The 16,126-nt window shown below is 74.0% G+C and carries 13 protein-coding genes; 3 read left to right on the forward strand and 10 right to left on the reverse strand.

All coding sequences use genetic code 11. The features are described from left to right. Positions 1-51: 51 nt before the first annotated feature. The 4 genes from hslU to MET2598_RS0126340 form a co-directional block, all read right to left on the reverse strand. Positions 52-1,365: an ATP-dependent protease ATPase subunit HslU gene (hslU, locus tag MET2598_RS0126325; protein WP_012330246.1), complete on the reverse strand. Its 1,314-nt coding sequence runs from the start codon at positions 1,363-1,365 to the stop codon at positions 52-54. 63 nt (positions 1,366-1,428) lie between these two features. Beyond that, the gene (gene hslV / locus MET2598_RS0126330) at positions 1,429-1,959 is read right to left on the reverse strand and encodes an ATP-dependent protease subunit HslV (protein WP_012330245.1); all 531 of its coding nucleotides are present in this window, start codon (positions 1,957-1,959) and stop codon (positions 1,429-1,431) included. 159 nt (positions 1,960-2,118) lie between these two features. Next, positions 2,119-3,222, reverse strand: a complete 1,104-nt coding sequence (locus MET2598_RS0126335; RefSeq protein ID WP_012330244.1) for an ATP-dependent DNA helicase — start codon at positions 3,220-3,222, stop codon at positions 2,119-2,121. A gap of 6 nt (positions 3,223-3,228) precedes the next feature. Continuing rightward, the gene (locus tag MET2598_RS0126340; protein WP_018262898.1) at positions 3,229-5,016 is read right to left on the reverse strand and encodes a cation:proton antiporter domain-containing protein; all 1,788 of its coding nucleotides are present in this window, start codon (positions 5,014-5,016) and stop codon (positions 3,229-3,231) included. A 138-nt stretch (positions 5,017-5,154) separates the two neighbouring features. Between MET2598_RS0126340 and MET2598_RS0126345 the strand changes: the two genes are divergently transcribed. Then, complete coding sequence (locus MET2598_RS0126345) at positions 5,155-6,261, forward strand: glycosyltransferase family 61 protein (protein ID WP_018262899.1); 1,107 nt, start codon at positions 5,155-5,157, stop codon at positions 6,259-6,261. A gap of 96 nt (positions 6,262-6,357) precedes the next feature. On the opposite strand, the gene MET2598_RS0126350 is transcribed toward MET2598_RS0126345, so the two are convergent. Then, positions 6,358-6,675, reverse strand: coding sequence for a hypothetical protein (locus MET2598_RS0126350; protein WP_018262900.1), 318 nt, complete (start codon positions 6,673-6,675; stop codon positions 6,358-6,360). A gap of 288 nt (positions 6,676-6,963) precedes the next feature. Next, complete coding sequence (locus tag MET2598_RS0126355) at positions 6,964-8,253, reverse strand: cystathionine gamma-synthase family protein (protein ID WP_018262901.1); 1,290 nt, start codon at positions 8,251-8,253, stop codon at positions 6,964-6,966. A gap of 238 nt (positions 8,254-8,491) precedes the next feature. Between MET2598_RS0126355 and MET2598_RS0126360 the strand changes: the two genes are divergently transcribed. Both MET2598_RS0126360 and MET2598_RS0126365 read left to right on the forward strand, forming a co-directional pair. Continuing rightward, positions 8,492-9,718 (forward strand): hypothetical protein, encoded by a 1,227-nt coding sequence (locus tag MET2598_RS0126360; RefSeq protein WP_018262902.1) that lies wholly within the window; start codon positions 8,492-8,494, stop codon positions 9,716-9,718. Next, positions 9,715-10,368, forward strand: a complete 654-nt coding sequence (locus MET2598_RS0126365) for a hypothetical protein (RefSeq protein ID WP_012330238.1) — start codon at positions 9,715-9,717, stop codon at positions 10,366-10,368. The genes MET2598_RS0126360 and MET2598_RS0126365 overlap by 4 nt, the downstream gene beginning before the upstream one ends. 141 nt (positions 10,369-10,509) lie before the next feature. On the opposite strand, the gene cysC is transcribed toward MET2598_RS0126365, so the two are convergent. From cysC to cheB, 4 genes are all read right to left on the reverse strand, one after another. Continuing rightward, the gene (gene cysC, locus MET2598_RS0126370; protein WP_018262903.1) at positions 10,510-11,100 is read right to left on the reverse strand and encodes an adenylyl-sulfate kinase; all 591 of its coding nucleotides are present in this window, start codon (positions 11,098-11,100) and stop codon (positions 10,510-10,512) included. Positions 11,101-11,366: 266 nt separating this feature from the next. Continuing rightward, complete coding sequence (locus MET2598_RS0126375) at positions 11,367-13,289, reverse strand: response regulator (protein WP_018262904.1); 1,923 nt, start codon at positions 13,287-13,289, stop codon at positions 11,367-11,369. After that, positions 13,286-15,007 (reverse strand): response regulator, encoded by a 1,722-nt coding sequence (locus tag MET2598_RS0126380; protein ID WP_018262905.1) that lies wholly within the window; start codon positions 15,005-15,007, stop codon positions 13,286-13,288. Before MET2598_RS0126380 ends, MET2598_RS0126375 begins: the two co-directional genes overlap by 4 nt. After that, entirely contained in the window at positions 15,004-16,071 is a 1,068-nt protein-coding gene (cheB, locus tag MET2598_RS0126385; RefSeq protein ID WP_018262906.1) for a chemotaxis-specific protein-glutamate methyltransferase CheB, read from the reverse strand. The genes MET2598_RS0126380 and cheB overlap by 4 nt, the downstream gene beginning before the upstream one ends. Positions 16,072-16,126: the final 55 nt, after the last annotated feature.

Raw genomic sequence — 16,126 nt, forward strand, 5'->3', positions numbered from 1 at the left:
CGCCGCGCGGGCGCGTGATCCGGGATCCGCCGTGATCGACCGGATCCCGGATCACAGGATGAACCGGCTCAGATCCGCGTTCTGGGCGAGGCTCTCGACCCGCTCCCGCACATAGGCCGCGTCGATCGTCACGCTCTCGCCCGCGCGGTCGGGCGCCGTGAACGAGATCTCGTCGAGCACCCGCTCCAGCACCGTCTGCAGCCGGCGCGCGCCGATGTTCTCGACGGAGGAATTCACCTCCACGGCCACCCGGGCGAGGGCGTCGACCGCGTCCTCCGTGAAGGTGACGGCGACGCCCTCCGTGGCCATCAGCGCCACCGCCTGCTTGAGCAGGCTCGCCTCGGTCTCGGTCAGGATGCGCCGGAAATCGTCGACCGTGAGCGGCGCGAGCTCCACCCGGATCGGCAGCCGCCCCTGCAGCTCCGGCAGCAGGTCGGAGGGTTTCGAGACGTGGAAGGCCCCGCTCGCGATGAACAGGATGTGGTCGGTCTTGACCGGCCCGTGCTTGGTCGCGACCGTCGTCCCCTCGATCAGCGGCAGCAGGTCGCGCTGGACCCCCTCGCGGGAGACGTCCGCCCCGCCGCGGCCCTCGCGGGCGCAGATCTTGTCGACCTCGTCGAGGAACACGATGCCGTTGTCCTCTACCTCGCGGACCGCCTCCTGGACGATCGCGTCCTGGTCGAGGAGCTTGTCGGATTCCTCGGCCATCAGGGGCGCGTGGGCGTCCCGCACGGTGACGCGCCGCGGCTTGCCCTTCTGGCCGCCGAGCGCCTTGCCGAGCATGTCGCCGAGGTTGATCGCCCCCATGGCGGCGCCGGGCACGCCCGGGATCTCGAACATCGGCAGGCCGCTCGGCGCGGCGCTGGCGAGCTCGATCTCGACCTCCTTGTCGTCGAGTTCGCCCGCGCGCAGGCGGCGCCGGAAGCTGTCGCGGGTGGCCTGGCCCGCGGTCGGCCCGACGAGCGCGTCGAGGATGCGCGCCTCCGCGGCCGCCTCCGCCCTGGCCTGGACCGAGCGGCGCTTCTCGTCGCGCTTGAGGCCGATCCCGACCTCCACGAGGTCGCGCACGATCTGCTCGACGTCGCGGCCGACATAGCCGACCTCGGTGAACTTGGTGGCCTCCACCTTGAGGAAGGGCGCGTTGGCCAGACGGGCGAGGCGGCGCGAGATCTCGGTCTTGCCGCAGCCGGTCGGGCCGATCATCAGGATGTTCTTGGGCGCCACCTCCTCGCGCAGGGGGCCGTGGAGCTGCTGGCGGCGCCAGCGGTTGCGCAGCGCGATCGCGACCGCGCGCTTCGCGTCGGCCTGGCCGACGATGTAGCGGTCGAGTTCGGAGACGATTTCGCGGGGGGAGAAGGTCGTCATGGCGGGTCCGGAGATGCGGCGGTCGGGGCCGCCGTCGCGTGTCGTGACGGGGTGGCGTGCGGCTCAGGCCGCCTCCAGGCTCTCGATCACGAGGTTGCCGTTGGTGTAGACGCAGATCTCGGCCGCGATCGCCAGCGAGCGGCGCACGATCGCCTCGGCGTCGAGGTCCTGGTCCTCGAGGGCGCGGGCGGCGGCGAGGGCGTAATTGCCGCCCGAGCCGATCGCCATCACGCCGCCCTCGGGCTCCAGCACGTCGCCGGAGCCGGAGAGCAGCAGCCCGACCTCGCGGTCGGCCACCAGCATCATGGCTTCGAGCCGCCGCAGGTAGCGGTCGGTGCGCCAATCCTTGGTGAGTTCGACGCAGGCGCGGGTGAGCTGCCCCGGATACTGCTCCAGCTTGGCCTCCAGCCGCTCGAACAGCGTGAAGGCGTCGGCGGTCGCGCCCGCGAAGCCGCCGATCACCGCGCCCTTGGCGAGGCGGCGCACCTTGCGGGCATTGCCCTTCACGATGGTCTGGCCGAGGCTGACCTGCCCGTCGCCCCCGATGACGACGCGCCCGCCCTTGCGGACCATCAGGATCGTCGTCGCATGCATGCGGGGCAATGCCCCCGCCTCGTCGCTGCCCAAGGACCTCTCCCGTGCGGCTCGTCCGAAGCGTAGGTGGGGGTTGGGGAGGCGTTCGTCCACCTCGCCGAGGCGGGATGTCCCCGGCCGCCCTCGCGCGGTCCGCGACGAGGCCGAGCCTCCGAGCGATCAGACCACGACCGTGATCGCCTGGGCGGCCCGGGTCAGGCCGGTGTAGAGCCAGCGCCGGGCATGCTCCCGGAAGGCGTAGGATTCGTCGAACAGCACCACCCGGTCCCATTGCGATCCCTGCGCCTTGTGCACGGTGAGCGCGTAGCCGTAGGTGAACTCGTCGCTCTCGCGCTTCAGGATGGCGGGGATCGGCTCCTCGCTGCCCTCGATCACCGCGCGCAGCACCCGGATGTCCTGCGGCCGGCGGCGCAGGGCGGGGTCGTCCTCCGGCACCACGTCGAGCCGCACGAGGTCGGGCCGGGGCGCGGCGCGCAGCGCCTGCACGGTCCAGGTCGAGCCGTTGAGCAGGCCCTTGGTGCGGTCGTTGCGCAGGCAGACCAGCTTCTCGCCCACGGCCGGCATCGGGTCGGTCTGGCCCATCAGGTCGCGGATGCGGCCGTTGTAGAGCCGCCGGGTCCGGTTGAGCCCGACCAGCACCTGGTCGGCGGCGAGCACCGCCTCCGGGGTGATGCCCCGCCGGTTCACCACCGCGCTCGCCCCGTAGCGCCCGGTCTCCAGCTGCCCGCCCTCCCGCACCGCCATGGCCAGCCGGATGATCGGGTCGTCCGCCGCCTGCCGGTGGATCTCGGTCAGCATCACGTCGGGCTCGGCCTCCGTGAAGAAGCCGCCGCCCTTGACCGGGGGCAGCTGCGCCGGGTCGCCCAGCACCAGCACCGGCTTGCCGAAGGACAGGAGGTCGTTGCCGAGATCGGCATCGACCATCGAGCACTCGTCGATGACCACGAGGGCCGCCTTCGACACCGGGCCGGTGCGGTTGAGGGTGAAGGCCGGGCCGCCCTCCTCGCCCTCGCGGGCGCGGTAGATCAGGCTGTGGATGGTCGCGGCGTCGTGGCAGCCGCGCTGGCGCATCACCGAGGCGGCCTTGCCCGTGTAGGCCGCGAACAGGACCCCGCCCTCGACATCCTCGGCGACCCGCCGCGCCAGCGTGGTCTTGCCGGTGCCGGCGAAGCCGAACAGGCGGAAGACCCGGGGCTCGCCCGCCTTCAGCCAGGCGGACACCGCCCGCAGGGCCGCCTCCTGCTCGGGGCTGAACCGCGTCATCGCCCGTCAGCGCGCCTTGCCGACCGTGCGCCGGGCCTGGAATTCCGGCGGCGGCGCCTCGCTGCGGCGCAGCAGGGCGCGGAACTCGTCGCGGCGCTCGTGGATCGAGGCGATGACGAGGCCCATCGGCACTCCGACATCGACCAGCACGGCCTCGGAGAGCTGCAGCGAGGCCTCGATCGTCTCCGGCACCGCGTCGTCGACCCCGAGCTCGTAGAGGGCGGTGGCGTGGCGCGCGTCGCGGGCGCGCGCCACGATGGTGAGGTCGGGGCGCTCGGCCCGGGCCGCCGCCACCACCGCCTCCACCGAGCGCGGCGCGTCCAGGGTGACGACGAGGGCGCGGGCGCCGGCGATGCCGCAGCGGCGCAGCAATTCGGGATTGGCGGAATCGCCGAAATAGACCGGGTTGCCCAGGCGGCGCTGCTCGGCGACCCGGGCCGCGTCCATGTCGAGGGCGAGGTAGGGCACCTTGTGGCGCGCCAGCATCTCGCCGACCAGCCTGCCGACCCGCCCGTAGCCCGCCACGATGACCCGGCCCTGCTGCCGCTCCGGCGGCGGCTCCGCGGGGACCTGCGCGAGGGCCCGGCGATCGATCTGGCGGCCGAGGCGGCGGGCGAGCGCCGCCAGGAGCGGGATCATCACCATGGTGACGGTGGTGACGACGAGCGCCGCCTGCCCGAGACCCTCGGGCACGAGGTCGGCCGAGAGCGCGCTGCCGATCAGCACGAACGCGAACTCGCCCCCGGCCCCGAGCAGCAGGGCGGTCTCGACCGCCACCGCCCGCGACAGGCGCAGCGCCCGCGCGACGGCCAGGATCACCCCGCCCTTGATCAGGATCATGGCCAGCGACAGGCCCAGGATCGCGGCCGGCGCGTCGAGGAGCTGGGCCGGATCGAGGTTCATGCCCACCGAGACGAAGAACACGCCGAGCAGCAGGCCCTTGAACGGGTCGATGGTCGCCTCGATCGCCCGGCGGTACTCGGTCTCGGCGAGGAGCAGCCCGGCCACGAAGGCGCCGAGCGTGGTCGAGAGCCCGCTCGCCGCCGCGACGAGCGCCGTCGCCACGATGACGAGCAGGCAGGCCGCCATGAAGAGTTCGGGGCTGCGGGTGCGGGCGACGAGCTGGAACAGCGGGCGCAGCCCGAGCCGCCCCGCCCCGACGATGAGCGCGATCGCCACCGCCGCCTGGCCGAGGGCCAGGGCGAGCCCGCCGATCGCGTCCCCGTCCTTGCGCCCGAGCACCGCGATGGCGAACAGGACCGGGGCCACTGCGAGGTCCTGGAACAGCAGCACCGCGAAGCTCGCCCGGCCCGCCGGGGCGTTGAGGCGCTTCTGGTCGGCCAGCACCGGCAGGACGATGGCGGTCGAGGAGAGGGCGAGGGAGAGCCCGACCAGGCCCGCGGCGGTCGGGTTCACGCCGAGCGGCAGCAGCAATCCCCCGAGCACCAGGCTCGACAGGGCGACCTGCAGCGAGCCGAGGCCGAAGACCAGCCGGCGCAGGATGCGCAGCCGCTCCCAGGACAGTTCCACGCCGATCATGAACATCAGGAAGATCACGCCGAGGTCGGCCAGGTGCGCGATCTCGCTGCGGTTGCCGATCGTCACCTCGGCGAGCCAGGGCGCGCTGCCGGTGAGCCGCCCGAGCCCCGAGGGGCCGAGCAGCGCCCCCGCCCCGATGAAGCCGAGGACCGGGCTGATCCGCAGGCGATGGAACAACGGCACCACGATGCCGGCCGTCACCAGGAACAGGATGGCCTCCTTGTAGGAGGCGCCGTGGACCACGGGGTCGGTCATCGGGGGGAGGGGGATCTCTCGCGACGCGGCGGGCCGGCCCATCTTGAGGAGCCGCGCCGCCGGGGCAAGCGGAAACGGGTCCCCCCGCCGGCTTTTCGCCCCTTCGCGACATTCCCGAAACTATGCGATGGGGAGCGCATGACGGGCTTCACGGGACACAGGCTTCGGCGCTGCCGCGATCTCTGGGGGGCGTGCCGCCTCGTCGAGGCCCCGCCGGCCGCGCGCGTGCTGGAGGACGTGCTCCTCGTGCCGCCCGGCGGCCCGGTCCCGGCGGGCCTGTTCGCGGCGGGGCGGCGGCTGCGCGGCGAGGGCGGCGAGGCGGCTCCCGGCGCGCTGCCGGCGGGCGAGCCGGCCCCGGACGGGCTCTACCTCTTCGTCCCGGCGCTCGCCCCCCATTACGGCCACTTCGTCACCGACACGCTCGCGCATCTGTGGCCCCTCGCCGCCTGGGAGGGGCCGCGGCCGCGCCTCGCCCTGCTGGCGCCGCCCCACGGGCTCGACGGCGCCGACTATGCCCGCGTGATCCTGGAGCGCCTCGGCCTCGGCCCCGGCGACCTCGTGCATTTCGACCGGCCGGTGCGCCTGCCGCGCCTGCTGCTGCCCGAGCCCGCCTTCGAGGAGCGGGCCTTCGTGCACGCGGTCTACGGCGCGCTCTGCCGCGAGATCGGCCGGCCCTTCCGGGACGGTCCGGCCCTGGACCGCCCGGTCTACCTGACCAAGACGCGGCTGCCCGCCGGCATCGCCCGCATCGCCAACGAGGAGGCGATCGTCGAGGAGCTCGACCGGCGGGGGGTCGAGATCGTCGCCCCCGAGACGCTGCCCTTCGTCGAGCAGGTGCGCCTCGTCTCGACGCGCCGGGTCGTCATGGGCTCGACCGGCTCGGCCTTCCACACCACGATCTTCGCGGCGCCGGGGCGGCGGGTGCTCGGCCTCAACTGGACCTGGAAGCTGCACGCGAACTTCGCGCTGCTCGACGCTGTCACGGGGACGGCAGGGCGCTACTACTTCCCGCTCGGCACCCGCTACGGGGCGGCGGACTCCTTCCATTTCGGCTGGCAAGTGCGCGATCCGCGCGCGGTCGCCGCCGAACTCCTGGCGCGGGCCGAGGCCTTCGACCGCCTGGACGCGATCGACGCGGCCGACGACGCGGCCGACCGCACCCTCCTCGGCCGGGTCCGCGGCCTGGTCGAGGACCTGCGCTGGCGCCTCTCCCGGGGGGGGCGCGGCGTGGCCGGCGGGCCCTGAGCCGCGCGCGCCGAGGCCGCCGGTTCGGGGGCGCGGCGCGGGTCCGATCCCCGCGGCAGGATCCGCGTCGGGGTTTCGCCGAGGCTCCGGGGCGCGTCAGGCCGTCAGCGCCAGGACGACGCTCTGGTCGCCGTGCGCGTTCAGGAACTCCGCGATCACGCGGGCCACGTCGTGGTCGAGCCCGGCCTGCACGACGCCGTTCATGACCAGGGTGCGCCCGCTGCCGTGCTCGCACAGGGTCCAGCCGAGCCCGTCCGGCCGCATCCCGTAGCGCGCGGCCGCGCCGGCGCCGCGCGCGCGCGTCCGGCCGGCAGCCTTCCCGGCCTCGGCCCGCGGCTCGGCGGTGGACCGGGGATCTTCCAGTTGCTTGGCGCAGCCCTGGACCTCCCCGATATCGAAAGTCAAACGATCCATGGCATTGTTCAGGTGCAGATGCGCCAAGTCTAATCGAATAGGGAGCATCGCGCTGCGCGGATCTCTGCGTATGCGGGCCGGACGCGCCCGTCCAGGGAGGCGCGGCGATGTGGGACGGGGCGCGCCGGGAATGGAACGGCCGGGCCCGGGTGGAGGCGGTCCGGAAGGCCGATCGAGGCGCGGGCGCGCACCCGCGCGGCCCTCGCGCGCGGCCGCGGAGATCCGCGGGCGGCAGCCGGCGTAGGTCCGCCCGCGTCGCCCCTGTCCCGGCACGCCCGCCGGCGCCGCTCAGTCCAGCGTGGCGAGCGCGGCCTCCAGGTCGGCGATGAGGTCGTCCGGGTGCTCGATGCCGATCGAGACCCGGATCGTCGCGTCGGTGACGCCGAGCCGGTCGCGCACCTCCTTGGGCACGCCCGAATGGGTGGTGGAGGCCGGATGGCTCGCCAGCGACTCGGTGCCGCCCAGGCTCACCGCCAGCTTGAAGAGCTGGAGCGCGTTGAGGACCCGGAACGCCTCCGCCTCGCCCCCCGCCACGTCGAACGAGAAGGTCGAGCCCGGCGCCCCGCACTGCGCCGCGCAGACCGCGGCCTCGGGCGAGCTCGGCGACAGGTAGCCGAGGTGGTGCAGGCGCGTCACCTTCGGGTGGGCGTGGAGCATCGCCGCGACCTGCTCGCCGTTGCGGTTGGCCGCGCTCATGCGCAGGGACAGCGTCTCCAGGGAGCGGCCGATCATCCAGCAGGAATGCGGGTCGAGCTGGGTGCCGATCGCCGAGCGCAGCAGCCGCACCGGCCGCATCCGCGCGGCGGAGCCGAGGGCCGCCCCGGCGATCAGGTCCGAATGGCCGCCCACGTACTTGGTGAGCGAGTAGACCGAGATGTCCGCCCCGTGGCGCAGGGGCTGCTGGTAGAGCGGCCCGAGCAGCGTGTTGTCGCAGATCACGACCGGCGGCTCGCCGCCCTGCGCGGCCCCGATCTCGTCGGCGACCCGCCGCACCAGGGCGAGGTCGACCAGCGTGTTAAGGGGGTTGGAGGGCGTCTCGACCATCACCACGCTGACCCGGCCCGCCGCCCGGGCCGCCGCGGCGGCCTCCCGCACGCAGGCCGGGTCGGTGCCGTTCGCGAAGCCGTGCGCGGCGATGCCGAGGCCCCCGAGCGTCTTGGCGATCAGCGTCTCGGTGCCGCCGTAGAGGGGCTGCGAATGCAGCACCGCGTCGCCCGGCCGCGCATGGGCCAGGATGCTGGTGGCGATGGCCGACATCCCCGAGGAGAACAGGAGCGCGCTCTCGGCCTCCTCGAACACGGCGAGGCGATCCTCCACGATCTCGCTGTTGGGGTGGTTGAAGCGCGAATAGACCAGTCCCGCCGCCTCGCCCTTCGGCGGTTCGCGCCGGCCCGAAACGTAGTCGAAGAAGGCCTTGCCGTGCTCGGCGGAGGTGAAGACGAAGGTCGAGGTGAGGAAGATCGGCGGCTTGACGGCACCCTCCGAGAGGGCAGGGTCGTAGCCGTAGCCGAGCATCAGCGTCTCGGGATGCAGGCGGCGGTTGCCGAGCCGGTCCTTGTGGTAGCGGTTGTCCGACATGCGGGGGGCCCTCCGGGTCCGTCGGGGTGGCGAGGCGCGCCGATTCCCTCGCGGGATCATAGGGCAGCGCGGCCCGTCGCGCGCGGCAGGCGCGAATTCCGGTGCGCAACGGCACGCGGGACGCGAGGGGCCGGGGCGCAGGGGTCGCCCGCGGCGCATTTTCGGCACAAAACGGAAGCATATCAGGGGTTGAGTTGTCGTGTACGCGGCCGCCGTCGCGCCCGCGCGAGGAGCGTCGATGCTCGTGAGAAAGCCCCCGGACCGGATCGTCGCGCGCGAGCGGCGGGCCTGGAGCGACGAGACCGCCGCGTGGCAGCAGCGCCGCGCGGTCGAGAAGGGCTACCGCATCCGCTGGGGCTACGTCGCCATCGCCTACGTGGTCGAGGCGCTGGTGATCTGCACCTCCCTCGCCGGCGCGTGGTTCTTCGCGCAGACCTACGCCGACCCGCACGACCAGAGCTTCTGGTTCATGCTGCTCGCGCCGGTCGTCTACGCGGCGATCGAGCTCTGCCGGGTGCCGCTCGGCATCCTGATCCGGGTGCAGCGGGACTGGCTGATCAAGGGCTTGGCGGTGATCGGGATCGTGATGGCGGCGGGCGTGACCACCAAGTCGGTGTCCCAGCTCGGCGAGATGATGTTCCATCCCCGCCTCGCCGAGGCCTCCAAGGCCCTCTCCGTGCTGAAGGAGGCGCAGGCCGACCGGGCGAGCCTCGACACGCGCATCGGCCAGGCCGACGCCCGCGTCGCCCAGTACACCGCCGAGTCCCAGGCCCTGGAGAAGCGCAGCAGCGAGGCCTCCTCCCAGCTCGCCGGCCTGCCCGGCCAGCGCTGCGAGCGCCTGCAGGGCACCAACAGCCGGGGCCGGCGCTACTCCTACATGCGCTGCGTCACCGATCCGCGCACCGCCACCATCGCCGGCAGCCTGAAGAGCGCGGGCGACGAGCGCGCGGTCCTGGCCAGGAACCTCGCCGAGGCCCGGGCCGCCCGCGCCGCCCTCGACCGCGGCGCCTCCGACCGCCGCGTGACCGAGGCGGAGGTGGCCTACCGCGACGCGGTGCGGCGCTCGCAGCTCCACTCCTTCACGGCGATGGTCTACGGCGTCGACCCGATCGATGTCACGGATCAGCAGGTCCACGCCTTCCTGCGCATCTTCGTGTTCGCGCCGGCCCTGTGCGCGGCCTTCGCCTCGACGCTGCTCGCGCTCTGCGCCGTGCAGGTGCGCCGCACCTACCAGGACGAGGATGATCTCGGCGTCGCGCTCAACCAGGAGGGCGTGCCGCTCCTCCTCACGCAGATCGCCGAGAGCGCCGGGCAGCTCGACGACGCCCAGCGCGCGGTGCGCGAGGCGATCGCGGCCGGGGTCGCGATCCCCCTCGACCAGCGCCGCCCGCACGGCACCCCGCAGGGCTCCCCCCCGCCCGGTCCCGGCCGGGATGACGACCGCATCGAGAGGCCGAGACCGTGAGCTACCTCGCCCCCGGCACCCCTGAGAACGTGGCCCTCGCCCAGCACGTGAACGGCCGCCTGCGGGCGGAGGCCCGCGTCGTCGCGGCCCGCGCCTTCCTGTTCCGGGCGCTCGGCCTCGGCACCTTCTCGGCCTTCGCGGGGATCGGGATCGGCGCGGGCTTCTACGGCTACGCGGCGATGCACGAGGTGCAGGGCGCGGCCGACAAGCTGGCGGCGGCCCTGACCACCGCGCTCGGCGACGTGACGCTCAAGACGAAGGGCGAGGTGACGCTCACCGACAACACGCTCCGGCTGGAGGGCGGCGCCCCGGCCAAGGCGGGGCGGCCGGACGTGGCGGCGCTCACCACCAACCAGGGCAAGTCGGACGCGCCCGCCTCCACGGCGATCCGCACCAGCTTCACGGTCTTCAAGACCGTGCCCTATCTCGACGGCTCGATCGTCACCGGCTGGAACTTCAAGGGCGACGAGGCCAAGCCCGAGAAGCAGTACTGCTACGTGACTCGGCCGCAGAGCTTCGGGGACGGGACCACCTCGAATCAGACCACGGTGGCGATCGATGGCCAGGTGCTGCCGCAGCCGGCCCGCTCCGAACTGAACTTCGCCGTGGTGGCGAAGAACTGCGTCTGGTTCGATCCGTCGAAGATCTAGCGCTTCGTCGGAGACGATGCGGCACAATCAAGGACCGAGAGCAGCGCCCGATGGCACCGTGATCGGGCGCTGCTCTGGACGGGTGGTCGGGCCCGCGCGGGACGCGGGATCGGGCTCGGCCCGTCCGCCGGCGCGCCGCCCTCAGCCGCGCAGCAGCGCGAGGACCTGCGCGGTCGCCTCCTGCGGCGTGAGCCGCTCGGTGTCGACGCGCAGGTCGGGGCTCTCCGGCGGCTCGTAGGCCGAGTCGATCCCGGTGAAGCGCGGGATCTCCCCGGCCCGCGCCCGCCGGTAGAGGCCCTTCGGGTCGCGCCGCTCGCAGGCCGGCAGCGAGGCGTCCACGTGCACCTCGAAGAAGGGCAGGCCGCGGGCGAGGGCGCGCGCCTCGGCGCGCTCGCGCCGGAAAGGCGAGATCAGCGCCACGATCACGGTGAGCCCGGCATCGGCCATCAGCCACGCCACCTCGGCGGTGCGGCGGATGTTCTCGACCCGGTCGGCATCCGAGAAGCCGAGGTCGCGGTTGAGGCCGCGCCGCAGGGCGTCGCCGTCGAGGATCGTGGTCGGCCGCCCCTCGGCGCGCAGGAGATCGCGCAGCTGCCCCGCCAGGGTCGACTTGCCCGCACCCGAGAGGCCGGTCAGCCACACGATGCAGGCGCGGCTCCCCGCTCCGGCCGGCAGCGCCTCGCCGACCGGGGAGGAGTCCTGGGCGGCGTGCGGGGTCGGGACGCGGACCATCCGGGGATACTCCAGCCTGGGTGACACGGCCGTCGCTCATCCATCGTTGCCGGGCCGCCGTCAATCGCCCACCTCGCCGGGCCGCATCGGGCGGCGCGGCGGGCATGGCTGCCCCGTGTCGGAGCCGGGAGCGCCTGGCGGCGCACGGATCCTTCGACCAGGAGCGCCTGGCGGCGCTCGGGCACCTGGATCAGGAGCGCCTGGCGGCGCTCGGGCACCTCGATCAGGAGCGCCTGGCGGCGCTCGGGCACCTCGATCGGGAGCGCCTAGCGGCGCTCGGGCGCGTCGGCCAGGAGCGCCGCCACCCGTGTCCCGAGCTCGCCCGAGGGAAACGGCTTCTCCAGCACCGCGTAGGCGTGCGGGATGCGCGCCGCCTCGGCGTGACCGGTGACGATCAGGAAGGGCAGGTCCGGCCGGCGCCCGCGCACCGCCTCGGCGAGGTCGAGGCCGGTCATGCCCGGCATGGCGAGGTCGGCGACGACGAGGTCGAAGGGCTCCGCCTCGATCCGCGCCAGGGCCGCCTCGGCCTCCGGCACCTCCACGGCCTCGTGCCCGAAGCCGCTCAGGAAGGAGGCGGTCACGTGGCGCACCTGCGGGTCGTCGTCGACCACCAGGATGCGGGCCCGCCGCCGCGGCGGCACCGCCGCCCCCGCGCGGGCCTCGTCGGTCTCGACCGGCTCGTGCGCCCGCGGCAGGTAGAGGTCGACCCTCGTCCCGCGCCCGACCTCGGTGTCGATGCGGATCGTGCCGCCCGATTGCTGCAGCAGGCTGAACACCATGGCGAGGCCGAGCCCGGTGCCCTGGCCCTGCGCCTTGGTGGTGAAGAAGGGCTCGAAGACCCGGCTCAGGATCTCGGGCGGGATGCCGGTCCCCGTGTCGGCGATCGCGATCACCGCGTAGTCGCCGTCCGGCAGGTCGGGATCGGGGCTGCCCGCCACCACGACGTTGCGGGTCGACAGGGTGACGATCCCGCCATCCGGCATCGCGTCGCGGCCGTTGATGCAGAGGTTGAGGATCGCGAGTTCGAGCTGCTCGGGATCGACCCGCGCCGGCCAGAGGTCGGGCGCGAGCGCGTGGTCGACCTGCACGAAGCCGCCGAGGCTGCGCCCGAGCAGGTCGTCCATCCCCCGGATCACGCCGTTGAGGTCGACCACCCGGGCCTGCAGGTCCCGCTGCCGGCTGAAGCTGAGGAGCCGCTTGGTCAGGGCGGCGCCCCGCTGGGCGGCCTGCGCGGCGTTGGTCATCAGCCGCGTCAGCCGCGCGTCGCCCGCGACCTTCGGCAGCGCCAGTTCGAGGCTGCCCATGATGGCGGTGAGGAGGTTGTTGAAATCGTGCGCGACGCCGCCCGCCAGGGTGCCGAGCGCCTGCATCTTGTCGGCCTGGCGCAGGCGGGCTTCGAGCTGCTTCTGCTCGGTGACGTCCCGCTCGATCGTGGCGAGATGCGCGAGCGCCCCGTGCGCGTCGCGGATCGGCACCCGCACCACCTGGGTCCAGGTCGGGGCGGCGGCGGGACCGCCCGCGATCGTCGCCTCGACCGGGTGAAGGCCGGCGGCGGCCTCCCGGTCCGCGGCCTCGACGCGGGCGGCCGTCTCGGGATCGAGGAAGCGGCTCTCGGGCTCGCCGAGGCAATCCTCGACGGCGGCGCCGAGCCGGGCGGCCTTGGCGGCGTTGAGGCGCACGAAGCGTCCCTGCGGGTCCTTGAAGGCGATCGCGTCCCCCGCATGGTCGAGGAGCCCGCGCAGGAGGGCGCGCTCCGTGGCGAGGTCGCGCCCGAGCCGGCAGCGCTCGTAGGCGGCCCGCACGGCGCCGCGCAGCAGGGCCGCGTCCCAGGGCTTCGTCACGTAGCCGGTGATGCCGCCGCGGTTCAGGGCCGAGGTCACGGCCGAGAGATCGGCGTAGCCGGTGAGGAGGATCGCCTGCGCGTCGCTGACCTCGCGGGCCCGCGCCAGCAGCGCGTCGCCGGTCATGCCCGGCATGCGCTGGTCGGAGACGATGACGGCGATGTCCGGCTCGGCGGCGAGCAGGGCGAGCGCGTCGGCCGGGCGGCTCGCCGTCAGCACCCGGAACTCGTCCTCCAGGAGGTCCTCGAGCGCGACGAGGATGTCCGGCTCGTCGTCGACCGCCAGGATGGTGCCGCGCGCCGCCTCCCTGTCCATGCCCCTCCGAAGGTTCGTCTCGTCGGTGATCATGCGGGCCGCCGCGGAATGCTGATCACGAAGCAGGCGCCGCCGCCGGGCGCCGTCTCGACCGAGATGGTGCCGCTATGCGCCTGAACCACACTGTAGGCAATGGCGAGGCCCAGGCCGGTGCCGGAGCCGACCGGCTTCGTCGTGAAGAAGGGTTCGAAAATTCGCTCGCGCAGGGCCTCGGGCACCCCCGGGCCGGTGTCGCTGATCCGGATCACGTCGTTCTCCGCCTCGCTCAGCGTCTCGACGGTGATCCGGCCCTCGCCCGGAATCGCGTCCGCGGCGTTGCCGATGATGTTCATGACGACCTGGTTGAGGAGGGCGGGCGTGCAGCGGATCTCCGGCTCGCCCGCGAAAAGCCGCTCGACGGCGATGCGGGTGCCGAGCTTGTGCTGCAGCAGGGCGAGCACGGTCTCGATCGCGTCCGGCACGTTGACGCTGCGCATCTCGCCCTCGTCGAGGCGGGAGAACTTGCGCAGGTTGACGACGAGGTCCTGGATCCGACCGAGGCCGAGCCGCATCGCGCCGATCCGGTCGCGGGCCTTGGCGAGCGCCCGGCGCTCCGGCTCGGGCAGCCCCTCGGCCTGCTCCGCCACCTCGCCGACCAAGCGCTCGACCGTGCCCTGGTGGGCGAGGATGAAGGCGAGCGGGTTGTTGATCTCGTGGGCGATGCCGGCGACGAGCTCGCCGAGCGAGGCCATCTTGGCCGCCTGGACGAGCTTGGCCTGCGCGTCCTTGAGCTGGCGGTTGGCATCGGCGAGGTCGCGGTTGGCCCGCTCCAGGGCGCCGGCCAGCGCCGCCTTGGCCTCGGCGGCGGCGGCCTCGGCCTGGGCGCGCTCCACCGCCCGCTCGTGCTGGCGCAGCTCGTCCGCGACCCGGCGGTTGTCCTCCTCCAGGAGCTTGCGGCGCACCAGCGTGCGCACCCGGATCGCCAGCACCTCGCCCTCGGCGCCCTTCGGCACCACGTCGTCGACCCCCGCCGCGAAGGCCTGGACCAGCAGGTCCTTGCCGGCCGCCGCGGCGCTGCCGATCCCCACGAGGTAGAAGCCGGGGCCGCCCGCCGACTCCCGCAGGGAAGCGACGCGCCGGCACAGCTCGACCGCCTCGTAGGCCGTGGAGAGCAGATCGACGGTGACGCAGTCGAAGGCCGCGTCGGGCGCGGCCAGCGCCGCCAGGGCCTGGTCCGGGCCCTCGGCCGCCACGACCGCGTGGCCGTCCTGGCCGAACAGGCCCGCGAGGTAGGCCCGGTAGGTCGCGCTCGCGTCCACGACCAGGATGCGGGCGCGCCGGAAGGCCCCGTGCCCCGCCTCCTGGGCGGTGCCCGCGCCGCGCTCGCGCAGCAGCGCGCGGATGCGCAGGACGAGGAGGTCGCGGTCGGCGGATTTCGGCACGTAGGCGTCGGCGCCGCTCTCCAGCCCCTGGCGCTCCAGGTCGCGCCCCTGCGCCTCGGTCAGCATCAGCACCGGCGTGGCGCGGGTGCGCAGCGACAGGCGCATCTGGCGGGTGAGCTCGTCGCCGTTGATGCCCGGGAGGTGGTAATCGGCCACGACGAGGTCGGGCAGGCCCTGGTTCAGGGCGTCGAGGGCCGCCTCCGCGGTGGCGCAGCGCGTCACCGCGAAGCCGCTCCCTTCCAGGAACAGGCGCAGCTGCAGGGCCTGGGTCTCGGAATCCTCGACGAGGAGGATCCGGGCCGGGGCGGCGCCGGTCGGCGCGGCTCTCATCGGGCGGCTCCGGGCTGCACCGCGCGCAGGATCCGGGGCGCGATCATGTCGAGGGGCAGCACCGCGCTCGCGGCCCTGAGCCGCACGGCGGCGGCCGGCATGCCGTAGACCACCGCGGAGGTCTCGTGCTCGGCGATCGTGAGGGCGCCGGCTTGGCGCATGTCGAGGAGACCCGCCGCCCCGTCCTCGCCCATCCCGGTGAGCAGGATCCCGAGGGCCCGGGACCCGGCATGGCGCGCGAGCGAGCGGAACAGGGCGGTCGCGGAGGGCCGCTGGCCGCCGATCGGGGGATCGTCCGACAGGGCGATGAGGCCGCCGGGCCCGAATTCGAGGTGCCGGTCCCCGGGCGCCACGTAGACGTGGCCGGGCAGCGGGCGCACGCCCTCGGCGGCGATCTCGACAGCGAGGGGCACGACCCCGTTCAGCCAGGCGGCGAATCCGTCCATGAAGGCGGCGCCCATGTGCTGCACGAGCAGGATCGGGGCCGGGAACGCGGCCGGCAGGGCGCCGAGGAGCCGCGCGAAGGCGGGCGGCCCGCCCGTCGAGGCCGCGACCGCGACGAGGCCCGGCGGCGCGCCGACCGCGTCCGGCCGGGCGGGCGGGTCGAAGAGGGGCGGGCGCTCGCGCTCGGCGCTGATCGGCCGGCGGCGGATCACCGGCACCTCGCTCATGATGCGCAGCTGCGTGCAGATCTCGTCCGCCACCGCCGCGTAGGCCCGGTGCCCGGTGCCGACCGGCTTCTCGACCACGCTGAGCGCCCCGGCCCGCAGGGCGTTCATGGAGATCTTGAGCGAGGAATCCTCGACCGCGTCGGCGATGACCACGATGGGGGTCGGCCGCTCGGCCATGATCCGCCGCGTCGTCTCCAGCCCGTCGATGCCGGGCAGGCGGATGTCCATGGAGATCACGTCCGGCTGGACGCGGTGGATCTCCCGCAAGGCCTCCTCCCCGGAAGGGACCGCCGCGACGAGGGCGAGCCGCGGGTCGCGGCTGACGATGTGGGCGAGGAGCTGGCGGACGACGAGGGAATCCTCGACCAGCATCACGCGGACCGGGGCGGTCATGGCGCCCTCCGGGCCGGGATGCGCCCGAGATCCGCGTGACGACCCGCGCGCGGGA

This window comes from Methylobacterium sp. WSM2598 (assembly GCF_000379105.1).
GTDB lineage: Bacteria > Pseudomonadota > Alphaproteobacteria > Rhizobiales > Beijerinckiaceae > Methylobacterium.